Source organism: Olleya sp. UBA1516, from assembly GCF_002323495.1.
GTDB lineage: Bacteria > Bacteroidota > Bacteroidia > Flavobacteriales > Flavobacteriaceae > Olleya.
The window spans coordinates 393,213-410,093 of sequence record NZ_DCQO01000009.1 but is presented as its reverse complement, the minus strand read 5'-3'; the positions used below and the strand labels follow the sequence as shown (position 1 = coordinate 410,093).

General features: G+C 31.4%; 18 protein-coding genes. 3 read left to right on the top strand and 15 right to left on the bottom strand.

Annotated features, from left to right (window positions below; all coding sequences use genetic code 11):
• Positions 1-37 precede the first annotated feature (37 nt).
• Positions 38-1,192, top strand: a complete 1,155-nt coding sequence (locus tag B2989_RS06080) for a sulfurtransferase (protein ID WP_292945646.1) — start codon at positions 38-40, stop codon at positions 1,190-1,192.
• 281 nt (positions 1,193-1,473) lie between these two features.
• On the opposite strand, the gene B2989_RS06075 is transcribed toward B2989_RS06080, so the two are convergent.
• Entirely contained in the window at positions 1,474-1,890 is a 417-nt protein-coding gene (locus B2989_RS06075) for a thiol-disulfide oxidoreductase DCC family protein (RefSeq protein ID WP_292945643.1), read from the bottom strand.
• Positions 1,891-1,930: 40 nt separating this feature from the next.
• Here B2989_RS06075 and B2989_RS06070 point away from each other — a divergent pair, with 40 nt between their 5' ends.
• On the top strand, positions 1,931-2,389 hold the full coding sequence (locus tag B2989_RS06070; protein ID WP_292945641.1) for a DUF962 domain-containing protein: 459 nt from the start codon (positions 1,931-1,933) through the stop codon (positions 2,387-2,389).
• A 163-nt stretch (positions 2,390-2,552) separates the two neighbouring features.
• On the opposite strand, the gene B2989_RS06065 is transcribed toward B2989_RS06070, so the two are convergent.
• The 8 genes from B2989_RS06065 to B2989_RS06030 all read right to left on the bottom strand — a co-directional run bounded on the left by B2989_RS06065 (position 2,553) and on the right by B2989_RS06030 (position 10,974).
• Positions 2,553-4,727 carry an endonuclease MutS2 gene (locus B2989_RS06065; RefSeq protein ID WP_292945639.1) on the bottom strand — a complete coding sequence of 725 codons (2,175 nt, stop codon included), beginning with the start codon at positions 4,725-4,727 and terminating at the stop codon, positions 2,553-2,555.
• A 187-nt stretch (positions 4,728-4,914) separates the two neighbouring features.
• The gene (locus tag B2989_RS06060) at positions 4,915-5,136 is read right to left on the bottom strand and encodes a hypothetical protein (RefSeq protein ID WP_292945637.1); all 222 of its coding nucleotides are present in this window, start codon (positions 5,134-5,136) and stop codon (positions 4,915-4,917) included.
• Between the two features lie 18 nt (positions 5,137-5,154).
• On the bottom strand, positions 5,155-5,529 hold the full coding sequence (locus B2989_RS06055; protein ID WP_292945635.1) for a hypothetical protein: 375 nt from the start codon (positions 5,527-5,529) through the stop codon (positions 5,155-5,157).
• A 26-nt stretch (positions 5,530-5,555) separates the two neighbouring features.
• On the bottom strand, positions 5,556-5,789 hold the full coding sequence (locus B2989_RS06050; RefSeq protein ID WP_099569299.1) for a hypothetical protein: 234 nt from the start codon (positions 5,787-5,789) through the stop codon (positions 5,556-5,558).
• A gap of 120 nt (positions 5,790-5,909) precedes the next feature.
• On the bottom strand, positions 5,910-7,667 hold the full coding sequence (locus B2989_RS06045) for a DUF4209 domain-containing protein (RefSeq protein ID WP_292945631.1): 1,758 nt from the start codon (positions 7,665-7,667) through the stop codon (positions 5,910-5,912).
• Between the two features lie 380 nt (positions 7,668-8,047).
• Complete coding sequence (locus B2989_RS06040; protein WP_292945628.1) at positions 8,048-8,758, bottom strand: DUF3307 domain-containing protein; 711 nt, start codon at positions 8,756-8,758, stop codon at positions 8,048-8,050.
• A complete protein-coding gene (locus B2989_RS06035) occupies positions 8,755-9,354 on the bottom strand; it encodes a SatD family protein (RefSeq protein WP_292945625.1) in 600 nt (199 codons plus the stop codon). The genes B2989_RS06040 and B2989_RS06035 overlap by 4 nt, the downstream gene beginning before the upstream one ends.
• Positions 9,355-9,480: 126 nt before the next feature.
• Positions 9,481-10,974, bottom strand: coding sequence for a YfcC family protein (locus B2989_RS06030; protein WP_292945622.1), 1,494 nt, complete (start codon positions 10,972-10,974; stop codon positions 9,481-9,483).
• Positions 10,975-11,157: 183 nt separating this feature from the next.
• Here B2989_RS06030 and ung point away from each other — a divergent pair, with 183 nt between their 5' ends.
• Positions 11,158-11,823, top strand: a complete 666-nt coding sequence (ung, locus tag B2989_RS06025; protein WP_292945619.1) for a uracil-DNA glycosylase — start codon at positions 11,158-11,160, stop codon at positions 11,821-11,823.
• Between the two features lie 477 nt (positions 11,824-12,300).
• On the opposite strand, the gene B2989_RS06020 is transcribed toward ung, so the two are convergent.
• The 6 genes from B2989_RS06020 to B2989_RS05995 all read right to left on the bottom strand — a co-directional run bounded on the left by B2989_RS06020 (position 12,301) and on the right by B2989_RS05995 (position 16,879).
• Positions 12,301-12,672, bottom strand: a complete 372-nt coding sequence (locus tag B2989_RS06020) for an endonuclease domain-containing protein (protein ID WP_292945616.1) — start codon at positions 12,670-12,672, stop codon at positions 12,301-12,303.
• Positions 12,673-12,874: 202 nt separating this feature from the next.
• Entirely contained in the window at positions 12,875-13,729 is an 855-nt protein-coding gene (locus tag B2989_RS06015; RefSeq protein ID WP_292945613.1) for a substrate-binding domain-containing protein, read from the bottom strand.
• Position 13,730: 1 nt separating this feature from the next.
• Entirely contained in the window at positions 13,731-14,600 is an 870-nt protein-coding gene (locus tag B2989_RS06010) for a nucleoside phosphorylase (protein WP_292945610.1), read from the bottom strand.
• Positions 14,601-15,530 (bottom strand): DUF1835 domain-containing protein, encoded by a 930-nt coding sequence (locus B2989_RS06005; protein ID WP_292945607.1) that lies wholly within the window; start codon positions 15,528-15,530, stop codon positions 14,601-14,603.
• 1 nt (position 15,531) lies between these two features.
• The gene (locus B2989_RS06000; protein ID WP_292945604.1) at positions 15,532-15,858 is read right to left on the bottom strand and encodes a translation initiation factor; all 327 of its coding nucleotides are present in this window, start codon (positions 15,856-15,858) and stop codon (positions 15,532-15,534) included.
• A 73-nt stretch (positions 15,859-15,931) separates the two neighbouring features.
• Positions 15,932-16,879 carry an isopenicillin N synthase family dioxygenase gene (locus B2989_RS05995; RefSeq protein WP_145001656.1) on the bottom strand — a complete coding sequence of 316 codons (948 nt, stop codon included), beginning with the start codon at positions 16,877-16,879 and terminating at the stop codon, positions 15,932-15,934.
• Positions 16,880-16,881: the final 2 nt, after the last annotated feature.

The window sequence follows — 16,881 nt, the reverse complement described above, 5'->3', positions numbered from 1 at the left end:
GCTTAATGGTTTAATACATATAAATAAAAAAGTAATTATGGATGGATTTGATACTATTGTTTCGGTAGATTGGTTAAAGGCTAACATTAATTATGACCAGCTAATCGTATTGGATGCGTCTATCCCAAAAGTAGGAAGTCAATCTTTAAAACCGAATCAAAAGTATATTCCTAAAGCTCGTTTTTTTGATATAAAAAACGCTTTTAGTGATGTTAACGCAACATTTCCTAATACAATACCTTCAGAGATACAATTTGAAACAGAAGCCCAAAAACTTGGAATTAATAACACTAGTTTTATTGTGGTTTATGACGGTTTAGGCATCTATTCTAGTCCAAGAGCTTGGTGGCTTTTTAAAACGTTTGGACATAATAACGTAGCGGTTTTAGATGGTGGTCTGCCAGAATGGGAAGCTAACGGTTATGCTACAGAAAATAAATATAAAACAGATTTTAAATCTGGCAATTTTACAGCTAAATACAATCCAAATAATGTTGTATACTTTGAGTCGATTGAAGCTATTAGTAAAGATCCAAATTTTACAATTATTGATGCCAGATCAAATGATAGATTTACTAGTAAAGTAACAGAACCTAGAGCAGGTTTAAGATCTGGTACAATACCAAACTCGATAAATTTACCACACGATGCTATTTTAGAGGGTTACAAGCTTAAGTCTAAAGAGGAGTTACGTCTGATTTTTGAGACTATTTTAAAGCAGAATCAACGCTTGGTATTTAGCTGTGGTTCTGGTATTACAGCATCTGTTTTAAGCTTGGCAGCAACAATTATAGGTTATAATAATAGTGTTTACGATGGATCGTGGACAGAATACGGAACTTTAAAATCTTCAATAATGAAACAACCAAATACATGGACTAAGGATGAATTGTTAGCCTATATTTTAATATTTATAGCACATTCAGATTTAGACGAAACTAAAAAAGAAAAAAATTATATTCTGTCTAGAGTTAATAAAGACGTTTATAATCGTGTACACGAAAAATTTGAAGAAGATAACGACTATCAAAGTATTCAAAATATAATTGAAGCAGTTAAAACTCATGATTATTATCGCAATGATTTTGCAGATCTATTTGCAGATATAAAACTTATGGCTTTTGCAGATGGTGAGATGGATCAAATGGAAAAAGCTGCTTATAATTTATTAAAAAAAATACTAAAAGCTTAGTTTAGCAACTTTTGATTAAGCTTTAGGGCAAAATTAAAAAGCCTCAAAACAGTTTTTTGTCCTAAGTATAATACTATGCTAATTTAAGGTTAGACATTCCTTAAACTAAAACGCAATCTATTCCTAACTAACAGAAGTTAGGCTTGAGTTAACGTAACTGTTTTGAGGCTATAACCAACCTCATACTCAAAGTTAATAGACTAGCTAGTGTTATAAAATTGTAATTGAGTAAACAGGTGTTTTTAATGAGGGAAGCATACCTTTGGATGAGTTAAAGCTTATTAAGCTAAAAATTTAGCTTTTAATTCTGGAGTAGGAATCATACAAGCTTCTTTTTTGCCATACCATCTATAACGGTTTTTAGCTACAAAGTCGTAAACCCAATTTCTAATAAATGTAGGCACTATAAAAAAAACACCTAACATATTTATCGGAAATCCCAAGTGTGTGGCTATTACTAAAGCAGCAGTAGATTTTACCTTTAAGCCTTTAGTATTGGAATAGAGTAGTATGGAGTCTGTTTTGCTTGTATCCAAGTTATATTTTTGGATAATAGACTGACCAATATTACTTTGTAAAGGTGCAAATAGATACTTGTTTTTTGTATCGTGTTTTATAACAAATTGTATTGATGTGTTGCAAAGGTTGCATACACCATCAAAAAGAATAAGCGATTTGTCGTTTGGTAAATTTTGCATATCACAAAAATAAATTAATATATTTACAAAAATCAATTATATGAGAACTTTACAACAATGGTTTGATAGTTATGCTGTCAGTCATCAAAATCCGACAAACATTTCTATACATTTTATATGTGTGCCAGCTATATTTTTTAGTGTTGTTGGTTTGTTTATGTCTATACCTAGTGGATTTTTAAATAATGTTTTACCGCATCCTATCATTGCTAATTGGGCATTTGTTTTATTAATTATAACCTTGGTATTATTTTATTTTAGACTGTCTGTAAAGGTTGGGATACAAATGTTATTGTTTTCGGCTTTTTGTCTTGTACTTAATTATGTTATTGCGCAATATGTTCCTTTAGTTTATTTCTCTTTAGCGTTATTTATTATAGCTTGGATTGGTCAATTTTATGGTCATAAGGTAGAAGGTCAAAAACCTAGTTTTATTGATGATTTACAGTTTTTATTAGTTGGACCAGCTTGGGTTATGTACAAGTTATTTGGTAAGTAGTCTATTTAAGTAATCACATCACGTCAGTTCGAGTGCTTCGACGTAGGAGGAGTGTATCGAGAACTTATTGTTTTACTTTTATTGATTTAATGTGCTTCTCGATACAATTTGCTCGTGCCTCACAAACCACTCGAAGTGACGTTGTGGCTTATTATTATTATTACTATTTCTTTTTAACAGCCTCAACAAGCTCTAAAACATCAACATTGACGTTAGTGGTAAACATACCATAGTTTACAATTGCTTTGCCTTTTTCAAACTTATCAATAGTACCAACAGCACGACCATCATTCATCCTAACGCGATCACCAACTTTTAAGATTGCTTTTGGTGCTACAGGTTTATTTTTTTCTTTTTCTTTAGCGTCTTTCTTCTTTTTACGGATGACTTCCACTGTTTTTTCGGCTTCCTGTTTAACTTGCTTCTCTTTAGCTTTTTCGGCTTTAGCTTGTTTTGCAGTTATTTTTTTTCGTTTAGAGTTTTCAATTTGTACTAATCTAAACAACTCTGACATTAACTCTTTTTTCTTCTTATCGTTAAAAAACTTCTCTGCAATATCATTCATTTTCTGACCCAAATAAATCAGTCGTTGATTGCTGTCATATAACTCTTGATAGTTTTCTAGTTTTTTCTGAACCTTAGCATTGATTTCTTCTAATTTATCAGCTTCAGATTGTTTTTTCTTTTCATTAACCTTTAGCGATTCGCTTGTTTTTTCAAGCTTAGCACGTTGTTTTTGTAACTTAGCTATCGTTGCATCAAAGCGGACTTTACTGCGTTCAATCTTCTTTTTAGAACGGTTAATTAAGCTATACGGAATTCCATTTTTTTGTGCGACTTCAAACGTAAAACTACTACCAGCTTGACCTAATGCTAATTTGTACATTGGTTCCAAGGTACGCTCGTCAAACATCATGTTAGCGTTAATCATTTCGTCCTTTTCATTAGCCAACATTTTTAGGTTAGCGTAATGTGTGGTAATAATTCCGTAGGCTTTTCTAGCATAAAATTCTTCCAAAAACGTTTCAGCTAAAGCTCCTCCTAATTCTGGATCAGATCCAGTACCAAATTCGTCAATTAAAAACAGCGTATTCTTGTTAATTTTTTTCAAGAAATAATTCATCTGTTTTAAACGGTAACTATAGGTACTTAAATGATTCTCGATGGATTGATTATCTCCAATATCGCTAACAATACGATCAAATAAAAAGGCTTTACTACGCTCATGCACAGGAATTAAAAAACCGGATTGCAACATGACTTGCAGTAAACCAACGGTTTTTAATGTAATGGATTTACCTCCAGCATTTGGTCCCGAAATCACAATAATGCGACTGTCTTCTTTAAGTCCAATGGTTTGCGGAAACGTTTTTTCTTTTTTCTCTAAATTGTTTAAATAGAGTAGTGGATGGTAGGCATCACGCAAGTATAAGGCTCTGTCTTCGCTAATTTCTGGTAAAATAGCGTTCATGGATTTAGCATATTTCGCTTTCGCGGAAATCACATCCATTTCGGTTAAAAAGGTTTGATATAACTCTAATAACGGTAAGTAATGACGAATGTAATTGGTCACTTCTTTTAGGATACGCACGACTTCTTCGCTTTCTTCGTATTCTAAATTATTAAGTTCTCTGGTGTGTTGTAACGTGGTTTCAGGCTCGATATAAACGATGCTTCCTGTTTTACTTCCACCCATTATGGCACCTTTAACCTTACGTCTGTACATTGCTTTTACAGCTAGTACACGCTTGTTGTCCACCACAGACTCTCTAATATCATCTAAATATTCTAGATTATGATATTGGTTTAAGGCAGAGGTAAAGCTAGAGTTAATTTTACCTTTTAACTTATTAATTTGTTGTCTGATGCTTTGTAATAATACCGAAGCATTGTCCTTTACATCTCCAAAACGGTCTACAACGCTATCTACTTTTTCTATAATAGCAGTAGTAACTTCAATTTGTGTGCTGAATTGGTGTAAACCTGGATAATAGGTGTCAAACTTTTTTAAAAATTTGACAATATCGTTAGCGGTTAAGGATATAGAAATTAGTTTTTTAAGACTATGGGTTTCTAAATAGGTGTTTTCTATTTTTAATAATTGCAACTCTTTGGTAATGGTGTCAAAACCATGATTAGGTATGCGATTATCATTATAGTAAGACGACAGATACTCATTGGTTAACTGTAATGCGTTAAGTAGCGTTTCTTTGTCTTTATATGGTAAAATACTTAGTGCTTTTTGGTTACCTAAAGCAGTAACGCAATACTCGCTTACTTGCTCTAAAACGGTAGAAAACTCTAAATCTTGTAATGTCTTTTCGTGAATGTTTATCATCTATATTATTTTTCGTGACAACGAAAAACTGGTAATAAGCGTTAATTATTCTTTTTTTAGCATTACAAATTTACGGAATTGCGTTGGGATTTTAAATTATAGTTTAAATAGTTATTTATCATTTTAAGATTTGATTATTCCTTATTAATAAATATCTGGTACAAGAAACCCCTAAAGTAGTGATTGGTTAGTTCTTTTTATTTTTAAAGTAATTATAATACAGTTTAGCTACCATTCTGGAAGACGCTAAAACTATAATAAAAATAGGAATATATCTTTTTTGAAAAACGCTTTCTGTAAATAAGTCTGTTACACTTAAAGTAATTAAAATTACAGATACCATCCATAACAAAGTAAAAACGATCAGGTTAGTTTTTGTCGGATTTTGAAGGATGTTTTTTTTGGACATTTTGGCTATTTCAGGTTACTATTTTAACTTAATCATTTCTTGTTTTACTATAACGTCTCCAGAGTCGGTTTGACATATAATTTTATTATCGTTAATCTCAATGATTTCAATAACATATTTGACACCAATTATGGGTTGCATTTTAGGATCGTTAACTTTAGTGTAAACCATTTGATATTTACAATCCGAAAGCCAAGTCACAGTGCTGGTCATTTCCAAATTTAGTTTTGGGTAAGTGTCTATTTGTATAGAGTCTGTCCTGATAGTTAGTAAGTCTGCGTAATCTGGATCTGTGTAAGTAAATGTTCCGTTTTTAAATGCTGAACAGTTTAACTCTTGACTAAAACTATTGGTTGTTATTAGAAACAATACTATAAAAATGACTTTTTGCATATTACGTGAAATTGGGTTTTATCTGTTTACTGTTTTTGTAACCACAATCTAATGGCTTTACGCAAAGAAACTTCAGGTTTTGGTAGCGGAATGGTTTGTCCAAATTGTTTACTTCGGTTAAATTTTGAATAGTTTGTTTTATGTTTTTTCCAAACTTCTGGGTATAACTCCAAGAACTTATTAAAAAAACTTTGTTCGTTAATTTTACCTTCTAATTTAGAAAGTACGTCTTTAAATATTTGTTCTTGATCTATAATCATTGGTTGTTGTATTGAGCAAATTATAGCGCTTTTGGTTAGCTTACGGTAACTTGAATAGGTTAGGTAGCTAAATTAAGTAATTTTAAATTGATACTTGTTTAGAGGTTTATTAGTTATCGTTTATTTTTCAAATGTATATTTTCCAAGTCTTAAAATACAGAAGAAAACTAATATAACAGCTTGTAAGTTATAATCAGAGTATTGTAAAAATGAATGTGCTATATTATTCCGTAAATTTTTTCCCTTTAATGTGAATGTGTATTTGAATAACTCAATATCCCTTATTGTGAAATGTTTTTTTGTAATCGGATTGTCAAGTAATTCCTCCAGAAGTTGTTCCTTTATTTCTCCTCTTTTGGATGTAGACGTATTTCCACCTGACAAACGAATAAAATCTCTTAAAACTCCTTCAAACTTTACAGTTAAAGAGTCCATTGCTAAAATGAAATTATTGATTTTATTAGTATTCATTAAAACTGATAGCTCAAATTGAGCGAATAAATTATGAATACCAGGTGCAAGCATTGTCAACCAAGATGAGTTTTGGTCAATTTCATTGTCAGTCATTCCTCGCTTGAATTTAATACCATACCAAGTGTGAGTTTCCAAGAACTCAAATATTTTGTAATAATTTAGTTTACCTGTTAAGATTCCATCTACGAATACTTTTAGAAAAAGGGTGGAACATTTAATTTCGTGAGAAATGGTATAGCTTTGAATTATTTCTTTGTCAATTTTCTCTGATTCTTTGAGGTTCTTAAAGTTACTGTTTATGTCAAAAACACTTGTGCTAAAAAGGTGACTAATTGATTTTTTTATTGCTTTTTTTGCATTTTCTTCATTCTTAATTGGGTCAACAAGAATATCCTCATTAATTGAAAAGAAAGCAAGAATTTCTTCTGTTGGCATATCTAATATGATTTTAGATTTCATATTAAGATATTCGTTAAACATTTCTGTTTCTTTTTCACCAAGTTGCCAACTTACTTTTCTAAGTTTTACAGTTTGTTTTAATCTATTATATTCTTTTAAAACTTCTTCAGCTTCATCTAATTTCCCTGCTAATCTTAAATATTTAGCTTTAGTTCCTATTGTTGTGTATTTTATAAAGTCATTATCTTCAGGGTGTTGTTCGATAATAATATCTTCATTTTTAGCTAGTAACTCATATAATTTATTCAATGGAAGTTCGAGAGAATTATAAAGTTTTATTCCAGAATCGAGTGTACTTTTATTAGAAAAATATGAAACAGATTTGTAATCTTCTATCCAACTCGGTAATTTCTGTGCTATGTCATTTAGTTCATCACTTGAAAGGATATTATTATCTAAAATTGAATTTAGAACATTTGGTTTAAACCAATTTGGTAAGTCGTTAATTAATATAATTGCAGTTTCTTTAGCTTGTTCTATTTTCTTCTTTGACCTTTTAGATATATACAGAATAGCTGAAAGAATAATTGTTAATTCATTGGCTTCATCTGACTTTATTCTGTTTATAGTTTGAATATAATTATCAATTGCTATTTCTGCATATTTGTTATGTTTTGTTTCTTGCCATAATAAGTGCGAATACCTAGATTTTAGCCAAGTATTTTTAGTTTCGTCTAATCTGTTCTTTAAATATTCTAGGTCTTTTTGTTCAAGTCCAATTCCTACGATTAGACCTTTCGTGTCAGTGACTTGAACATTAGTTTTTAATTCCCCTTTATTTAAATTATAGTTTAATGATTTTCTTTCGATGATTAGTTTATCCTCCCAATCTCCAACGATTCTTGCGGTTTGCTTGATTTCTCTATGAATATTCCAAGTGCTCAATGAATTGAGATTCTCAATTGACTGATAGAATTCTTTTAATTCTTTGGGTATTTTTTTCATTTGATTAGCTTTAACTATTTTAATAACTTTATGCAATTAATTTTAAAAAAAATTATATTCATTAAAACACATTCTCCATTATAATTACTAAAACGAAGCTACAAGTATCGAAATTAGCTTGCAATACGTACAACTACGTATTTTTTGTTTCGGTTGTGTTGTAAATTTAGGTTAAGTTTAGGTGGTAATTTTACGGTATTCCGTAATTAAGTAAATAGTTATAAACATAAAAAGCACTAACTAATGGTTTGTGCTTTTTGTTAAGGTGGTTATAACTGTTGCTATAATGTAACCTGTTTAGGTTTGGTTTTATAGTTTCGGTAGTAGGTAAGTGGCTTATGGCTTTATTTCCGCGAAAGCGTTATACTATTAACTTGTGGTTAGGCTATTATAAAATTGTAGAGTAGTCCAACGCTTATGGCTATTCCAAAACTAAGTAGTGTGCCTATTAAAATATATTCGGTTAATTTACGGTCTTTGGCTTTGGATAAATCGCCAAATCTAAACACGGATTTTGCTGCTATTAATAGTCCTATAGCACTCCATTGATTGATGATTATAAAGCCAAACACAAATAATCGCTCTAGTATACCAATGTATTTTCCTGCTTTTTCTAAAGAGTCGTTTGCATCGTCCTCGTCCAGGATCCATTTGCTCATGACTAAGCGCATGATTACGGATGCTATACTAGTTATAGCTATTAAGGATAGTAGTAATGCTAAGACGTTTTTAGAGTATAATGTGTTGATGTCAAAGCTATATTGCGTGTAACTTAATGCGACTATTGCAATGACTATTAGGTGTGCTATTTGATCTAATATAAATAGTAATCTTGGGTTTATTTTTTTGGTTAGATTAAGTTTGATGACATCTATTATGTAATGAGAGACGACTATGCTGATTATTCCTATCCAATAGATGGTATTAAATTGTAGTAATATTAGTAATGCTAAGGCGTGGATTAGCACATGAAAATACAGGTATTTGGACTTGTGCTTTTTTATGGTTTTGTCTTTTACCCATTGGTCTGGTTGCAGGACAAAATCGCCAATTGCGTGTGCTAGGACTAATTTTAGGACTAATAACATCATAATTTTTGTAATTGTTGTTGGTAGTAGGTGTTTAGTTGCATGACCTCATCATAGCCACCACGTTTTAAGGCTTCGCTTATATTACTTTGCGATTTACCTAATAGTGTTGCTATTTCTTTTTGGTTTTTTGTGGGATGCTCCATAACCGTTACAATAACATTGGCAACTGTGCTGCTCCAGTTATTTGCGGTTAATAAGGCTAGATTTAGCATGATGTTTAAGGGTTGGTCCCAATCTGGTTGATTTGCGTTTATGGCTAGTGTTTGCTTTTTTAGGTTTTCAAAAGCTAAACCAGAGTTAACGTAAGCAGGACCATTGGATTCGGCTATTTTTTTAGCCTTATGGGTTTGCTCTCCTAAACCAATTGCGATTCTGACATCGTATAATTTACTTTCTTTAATGGCTGCTTTTATATGTATAGCAGCTAATAATGCAACTTGTGGTGTGGTGATTAATTGAAAACTGTCTCCTCTAAAAATTTCCCAATCGTGTGGCTCTTGACCATATTGATTAAGCGTTTTTTTTAAAGTATCCAACCATTGCAAGACATTACCTTGTCTAGAATTTATAATATCTCCTGTTAAAACTGCAATCATAGTACTACTATTTTTTATAAAGATATCTGTTTTTAAGACGATATACAAATATATCTGCTTATAATACGATAATTTAAAATATCTGCTTTAAAACAGATAATTAATTATAACTGATTATTAAAGCAATTACATATAGCTAGTCACTGTCATGACTACTAAAGTAAAGATAATTAAGATGATAAATAATGGCATTATAAATTTTAGCCATTTATTAAATCCAACTTTAACAACTGCTAATGAGGCTAAAATTAAACCTGTTGGATTAATAAAATAAAATAATCCTAAACCAAATTGGTAGGCATTAACCACAATCTCTCTACCAATACCAACACTATCTGCTAAAGGCGACATGATTGGCATAGTTAGTACAGCCATACCAGAACTACTTGGTATAAAAAAGGATAAACCAGCATAAATAGCAGTTAAGGCACTAGCAAAAACACCTTTATTCATACCTTGTGTCATTCCGCTAGCGTAGTGTAATAAGGTGTCACTAATTAAACCATCTGCCATAATTACGGTTACACCACGTGCAATACCAATAATTAAGGCAACACCTAATAAATCTCCTGCACCTTTTACAAAGGTGTCTATAAAATCGGTTTCTTTAATCTTAGCAATAATACCAATTATGATGGATCCCACTAAAAAAGTAGAAGTCATTTCCACAAACCACCACTCTAAAGCGACAACACCATAAATCATGATTATAAAGCAAAGCGCAAATACAATTAAGGATAATCTTAATCTAGTAGTAAAGGCTACCGTTTTTGAGTTATTTTGTGTAAATAAGGCAGCAATTTGCTGTTGTTGATCATAAATAATAGATTTTGAAGGGTCTTTTTGTACACGCTTACCATATCTAATAATATAAATTAAAGCAATAGTCAGGCAGGCAAACAACATAAAAATACGTATCCATAATCCTGTAGTCCAACTAATTCCAGCCGAATCACTAGCAATAATAGTACTAAAAGGATTTATAGTAGAACACATGGTACCAATAGAGCTTCCTAAAAAGATACAAGCAATACCAACCATAGCATCATATTTTGCTGCTAAAAACACAGGAATTAGAATAGGGAAGAAGGCAATAGTCTCTTCAGCAAAACCAAACGTTGTTCCTCCAGCAGCTACCAAAACAGTCACTAATATAATAAGGATAAACTCGCGACCTTTTAAAGCATTTGCTAACCATCCAATACCAGCATCAAAAGCTCCTGTACTATTAATAATACCAATTAAACCTCCAATAATTAAAACAAGAAAAATAATGTCTGAAGCCTCAATAATACCCTTAACTGGCGACTTTACAAAGTCGTAAAAACTTTGTGGTTTGGCTTCCAGCTGTTGGTAGGTATTTGGAATATTAATAGGTTTGTAGATGTCACCATTTGTAAATTTTTCTAACGGAATTTTAATATTTAAAGTCTCCAACGTTTCCTGAGTAGCAGGTAAGGTAACCGATTGCTCTGTACTAACTCTAGTAAACTGATTAGATGTTTTGTCGTAACCCAAAGTTTGGTACTTACCAGCAGGAACTAACCAGGTTAATAGCGTTACTAATCCAGCAATAATTAGTAAAATAGTTTGTGCAGAAGGAAATTTAAGTGTTTTCATGTATTATTTATTCAACTTTTTGAAAATCAAACACTATTTCAATTAATTAAAATAGTTTTTAAGATTACTAAAAGTTAAGCTTTAAATGGTTATTTAATATTTTTTATATTGGTTTAGTGTTATTAAAGATAGTATTATTTTTAGCATACTATTACAAGTCAACGCTACAAAAATAAACAACATATGAACGTCGCTATCCATGAAAGTTGGAAAAATTATTTACAAACCGAATTTGATAAACCTTATTTTAAAGATTTAACTCAATTTGTAGACAATCAATATAAAACTGAAACTTGCTTTCCTCCAGAAAATTTAATATTTAATGCTTTTAACACCTGTACTTTAAAGGCTTTAAAAGTCGTTATTATTGGTCAGGATCCTTACCACAATTACAACCAAGCTAACGGATTGTCGTTTAGTGTTAATAATGGTGTAAAGCATCCACCATCTTTAGTAAATATTTTTCAAGAAATTGAAACAGATTTAGGTAAACCTTATCCGTCAAGCGGAAATTTAGAGCCTTGGGCTAAACAAGGCGTGTTTTTGCTAAATGCCACATTAACTGTTAGAGCACATGAAGCAGGTAGCCATCAAAACAAAGGATGGGAAACCTTTACAGATGCTGTAATCAAGACTATTAGCAAGCAAAAAGAAAATGTTGTGTTTTTACTTTGGGGAGGATTTGCTAAGAAAAAAGCGAAGTTAATAGATGGTACAAAACATCATATATTAACCTCTGGACATCCATCACCATTAAGTGCTAATCGTGGGTATTGGTTTGGTAATAAACATTTTAGTCAGACTAACAGTTTGTTAGTATCTGATGGGTTGGATTTGATAGATTGGTAGATTTATAACTGTTGTAGTTTTTTGAAACTGCTTTGCGTTTTATGTCAAACACTCCGATTTTATTTCATAAAACCACCTCTCTTTAGCTAAAGTGAGGAGCTGTATAAGATTATGATTTTAGTTGTTATTTGAGATTATTACTATTATTGAAGTTGTTGTGATGAAGCTCACCTCATGATTTTAATAGGAGAATGAATTTTAATTTCTACTTAAAAGAATTTGGAAGAAAGAGGCGTTTGATTATTATTGATTTAAAAACTGCTTCGCGTTTTATGTCAAACACTCCGATTTCGGTTAAACCGAAACCACCTCTCTTTAGCTAAAGTGAGGAGCTGTGTAAGATTATGATTTTAGTTGTTATTTGAGAGTATTACTATTATTGAAGTTGTTGTGATGAAGCTCTCCTCTTGATTTTAAGAGGAGAATGAATTTTAATTTCTACTTAAAAGAAATTGGAAGAAAGAGGAGTTTAAGTATTTACACATCCTGAACAACATGTTCTTTAATTGCCATAAAAACAGATGGTAAAAAATCAAAAACCATTTTATTTTCAAATCTTAAAACTGTAAAACCTAATTGTTCAAGATATTTAGTTCTTATTTTATCTTTTTCAACTTGTTCAGGAAGGTTGTGGATTTCACCATCTAACTCAATTATTAATTTATGTTCAGCACAATAAAAGTCTACAATGTAATAACCTATACTATGCTGTCTATTAAACCTTATATTATTGAATTGTCTTGCTTTTAGTTTTGTCCATAAATAGGCTTCAGCAGGAGTTAGGCTTTGTCTTAATATTGATCTGATTTGTTTTAATTCTGTTTTATTATGTATTTTTTGTCGAAACATTTGTTGAAAATAATCAAAAAAAATAATATTAATTTTTAACTGAATTAAAACTGCTTCGCGTTTTATGTCAAACACTCCGATTTCGGTTAAACCGAAACCACCTCTCTTTAGCTAAAGTGAGGAGCTGTGTGTGATTGTGCTAATGTATTTGAGATAAAGTATAAATAAAAACGCCTCATGTTATATGAGGCGTTTTTATAATTTATACATCTGCGACTAAATCTTCATACTTCCATTTTTCAGGAATAATATTTAATGCAAACAATTCGTCTTGTACTTTTTGTACTGTTTTTTTAGAAATATTTTCTTGCGACCATTCTGTTAAGCCTAACCATTCTTGCACGTCTTCCAATTCCTGCTCGTAACGGTTTGCAATCATACGATCAATACTTGGTATATCTTTAAACTCTTGGGTTGTAGCATTGACAATGTCTAAAATAGCCTTCACATCGTCTTTATTGGTTTTCAAAAACTCTTCTCTAACAGCTATAACAAAACAAGGCCAAGGTGAAGGACAGTTGTCAACACGTCTAAATGTACCATTATCTACTAATGGTTTTGTGGTGAATTTTTCCCACATAAAGTAATCTGCTTTACCTTCGGTTAAACCCTCTACAGCACCTTCAAGGTTTTTTATAACTTCAAAATCTAAATCTTTTTCTAAATCCCAACCGTTATTTTCTGCATTAATGTATGCCATTAAATGCGATCCAGAACCATATCTGCTTATAGCAGCTTTAGTTCCTTTTAAATCTTCAATCTTATTATAGTCAGAGTTTGCAGCAACATGAATTCCCCATATTAATGGTGTTTTTACAAAAACTTGAACAATTTTAGACTTATTACCATCAATAATATCTTTAATAATCCCTTCTGTCAGGATTACTGCCATATCAATGTCACCATCTCTTAAGCCTTTACACATGGCTCCAGTACCTCCAAAATAGTCTTTCCAACGTAAGTTGATATCTTGCTCTTTAAATTCGCCATTTTTTAAACCTAAATACCAAGCTAGATTAAAATGTTCTGGTACACCACCAATATTAATTTGTTTCATCTTAACTAACTATTTTATCTAACGTATATGTAATTAATTGATCTACTACTTTTTTAGGATCTTTACTAAATTCTCCCGTAGCACGATTGGCTATAATAGCATTCATGGATACAGCACGATGACCTAATAATTTAGATAAACCGTAAATTCCGGCAGTTTCCATTTCTAAATTAGTAATGGGTTGATTGTTAAAATTAAAACTAGCAAGTTTATCGTTTAAATCGTTATCCTGAATGGATAATCTTAATACACGACCTTGTGGTCCATAAAAACCAACATTTGTTGCTGTAAAGCCTTTAGTGGTTTGATCAGATTCTAATTTTGCAGCTAAGTCTTTATCTACTGCTACGACATAGGGTTTTGATTTTTCCGAAGCCCAATTTGTATGCGCAACTAAAGCATCTGCTACATCAGTTTGTTGTATGTGTTTACTATTATAAAAATGAAGTAAACTATCAAATCCACAAGCTTTTTCGCTTATTACAAAGGTATCAATAGCAATGTCTTTTTGAATAGAACCAGAGGTGCCAATACGAATAATATCTAAAGACTTGTGTGTTTTATTTATGGTTCTGGTTTTTAAATCTATATTAACCAAAGCATCTAACTCATTAAACACAATATCGATATTATCAGTTCCAATTCCAGTTGATATAACGGTTATACGTTTACCTTTATACATTCCAGTTTGAGTATGAAACTCTCTTTTACGGGTTGTAAACTCAACCGAATCAAAGTATTTTGTTACTCCAGAAACACGATCAGGATCACCTACAGTAATAATTGTATCTGCAATATGCTCTGGTTTTAAATTAAGATGGTAAACACTACCATCAGGATTTAAAATTAATTCTGATTCTTGTATAGCCATTTATATGGTATGTATTAATTTATTTTCTGTTTTATTGTATTGGTAGTCCGCTTTATTAACGCCTCCAAATCTAAAATTGGTATCAATTATTTTAAAGAAGTTTTTTTGATGCTCTAATGCTAAATGCCCATTTCTATTAAGCGTCAATGTCTCTTCAGTTTCGTCATAAAATAGGTGTAACCTATCAATCATACGTTCTAATTGTAAATCTCCAAAACCATAATAGCCTTGATAATGTAAACAGTATCCAAGCAGGTGATGGCGTGATTTAATTTTGTATTCTTTAATTAATTTTAAAGTATTGTACTCTAAGGTATTTAAACCACTTCTTGTATCCGGAAAACGACGTAAATGTGCTTTTAAGCAATTGCTTAAATATTTAAAACTAGAAGGTCTAACAATTAACTCTTTTAATAAATTATGGTCTTCCTCACAATATATTCGCCATGCTTTTTGTGCAGTTGCAATATCATCAACATTTAATTTAATTTTATTTTCAAACTCTTTTAATAGTTGTTTTTCAGATAATTGCGCAAGTCCTTTTAAGTCCTTTTCGCCTTCAATACGACCACTACAAACTAAATATAAAGGTAACTTTATTCCTTTTTGTTTAATTAAACTAATAGCAGCTATTAAGTTAATATGACAAAATAGGTCATATTCAAACCATAAAATAATTTGGCTGTAGTTAGAGACATCGTTTAGTTTATTAAACTCAGTCTTGATACTATCTATATCATACTCGACATCATAGGTGTTTTCTAGAAACGTTTGTCTAATTTCAAAAAATTTAGGTGTGTCAAAGTCTTTTAGGGTAGGACCTTCACACAGCATTTCGTGCCAAGTCAACATGTCGCCTTCAAAATTAAATTTTTTAAGGACATCTGTAACATTAGATCCATTGGTAATATGTAGACTAGTTTGACTCATTTTAACCTCCAACTCGTTTAACATTAAAGCCTTTATCTTTAAGAATAGCCATTATTTTATCGCGATAATCACCTTGGATAATAATTTTATCATCCTTAAAACTTCCACCAACACTTAAAGTTTGTTTTAGCTCTTTGGCCAAAAGTTTAAAATCTTCTGTAGCTCCAGTATACCCTTCCAAAATTGTAATAGGTTTACCTTTACGTTTTTCGTATTTACAAAGTATAGGGTCATCTTGTAGCCAGATATCACTATTGTCTTCTTGTTCTTCGATATTTTCCGACTCGTGATCTGGAAAAAGATTTTTTAATTGATCTTTTAAATCCATTGTAGTAGTATTCCGTTTACAGATATGTAGACTTTAGTCAATGATTATCAACTAAAGTCTAATGCCTGTTAACTTATTTTTTAAGCCCAAGTTCTCTTAAACGTTCGTCTAAAAATTCTCCAGCAGTAATATCTTCAAATTGTTTTGGATTAGCATCATCTACACAACTATCTAAAACATCTAGTTTCATTTCGCTAATAGGATGCATGAAAAAAGGAATTGAATAACGTGAAGTTCCCCAAAGTTCTCTTGGTGGATTAATTACTCGGTGTATTGTAGATTTTAATTTGTTATTGGTATGTCTAGATAACATATCACCAACATTAATCATTAATTCGTCTGGTTCTGCAATAGCATCAATCCATTCGCCTTTATGGTTTTGCACTTGTAATCCACGACCTTGGGCACCCATTAATAATGTGATTAAATTAATATCACCATGTGCAGCAGCACGTACAGCATTATCAGGCTCTTGTGTAATAGGAGGATAGTGGATAGGACGTAAAATTGAGTTTCCGTTGTGGATATAATTATCAAAATACGTTTCTTCTAAACCTAAGTATAACGCTAAAGCACGTAACACGTATTTAGCAGTTTCTTCTAATTTTTGGTAGGCTTTTTTACCGACTTCATTAAAATGAGCCAACTCATTAACCGTAACATTTTCAGGATATTCCTTTGCACGTTCAGCATCATCTTCAACATATTGTCCAAAATGCCAAAACTCTTTTAAATCTCCTTCTTTTTTACCTTTTGCACTTTCTTTTCCAAAAGACACGTAACCACGTTGTCCTCCAATTCCAGGAATTTCGTAGTTATGTTTGGTCTCTAATGGTAAAGAGAAAAAGTTTTTTATTTCTTTATATAAATCGTCAACTAAGGCTTCATCAAGTAAATGTCCTTTTAAGGCTACAAACCCAATTTCTTCATAGGCTTTCCCTATCTCAGCAACAAATTTTTGTTTTCTAACAGGATCTCCAGATGTAAAATCCTTTAAATTAACGCTAGGTATGCTATTCATCT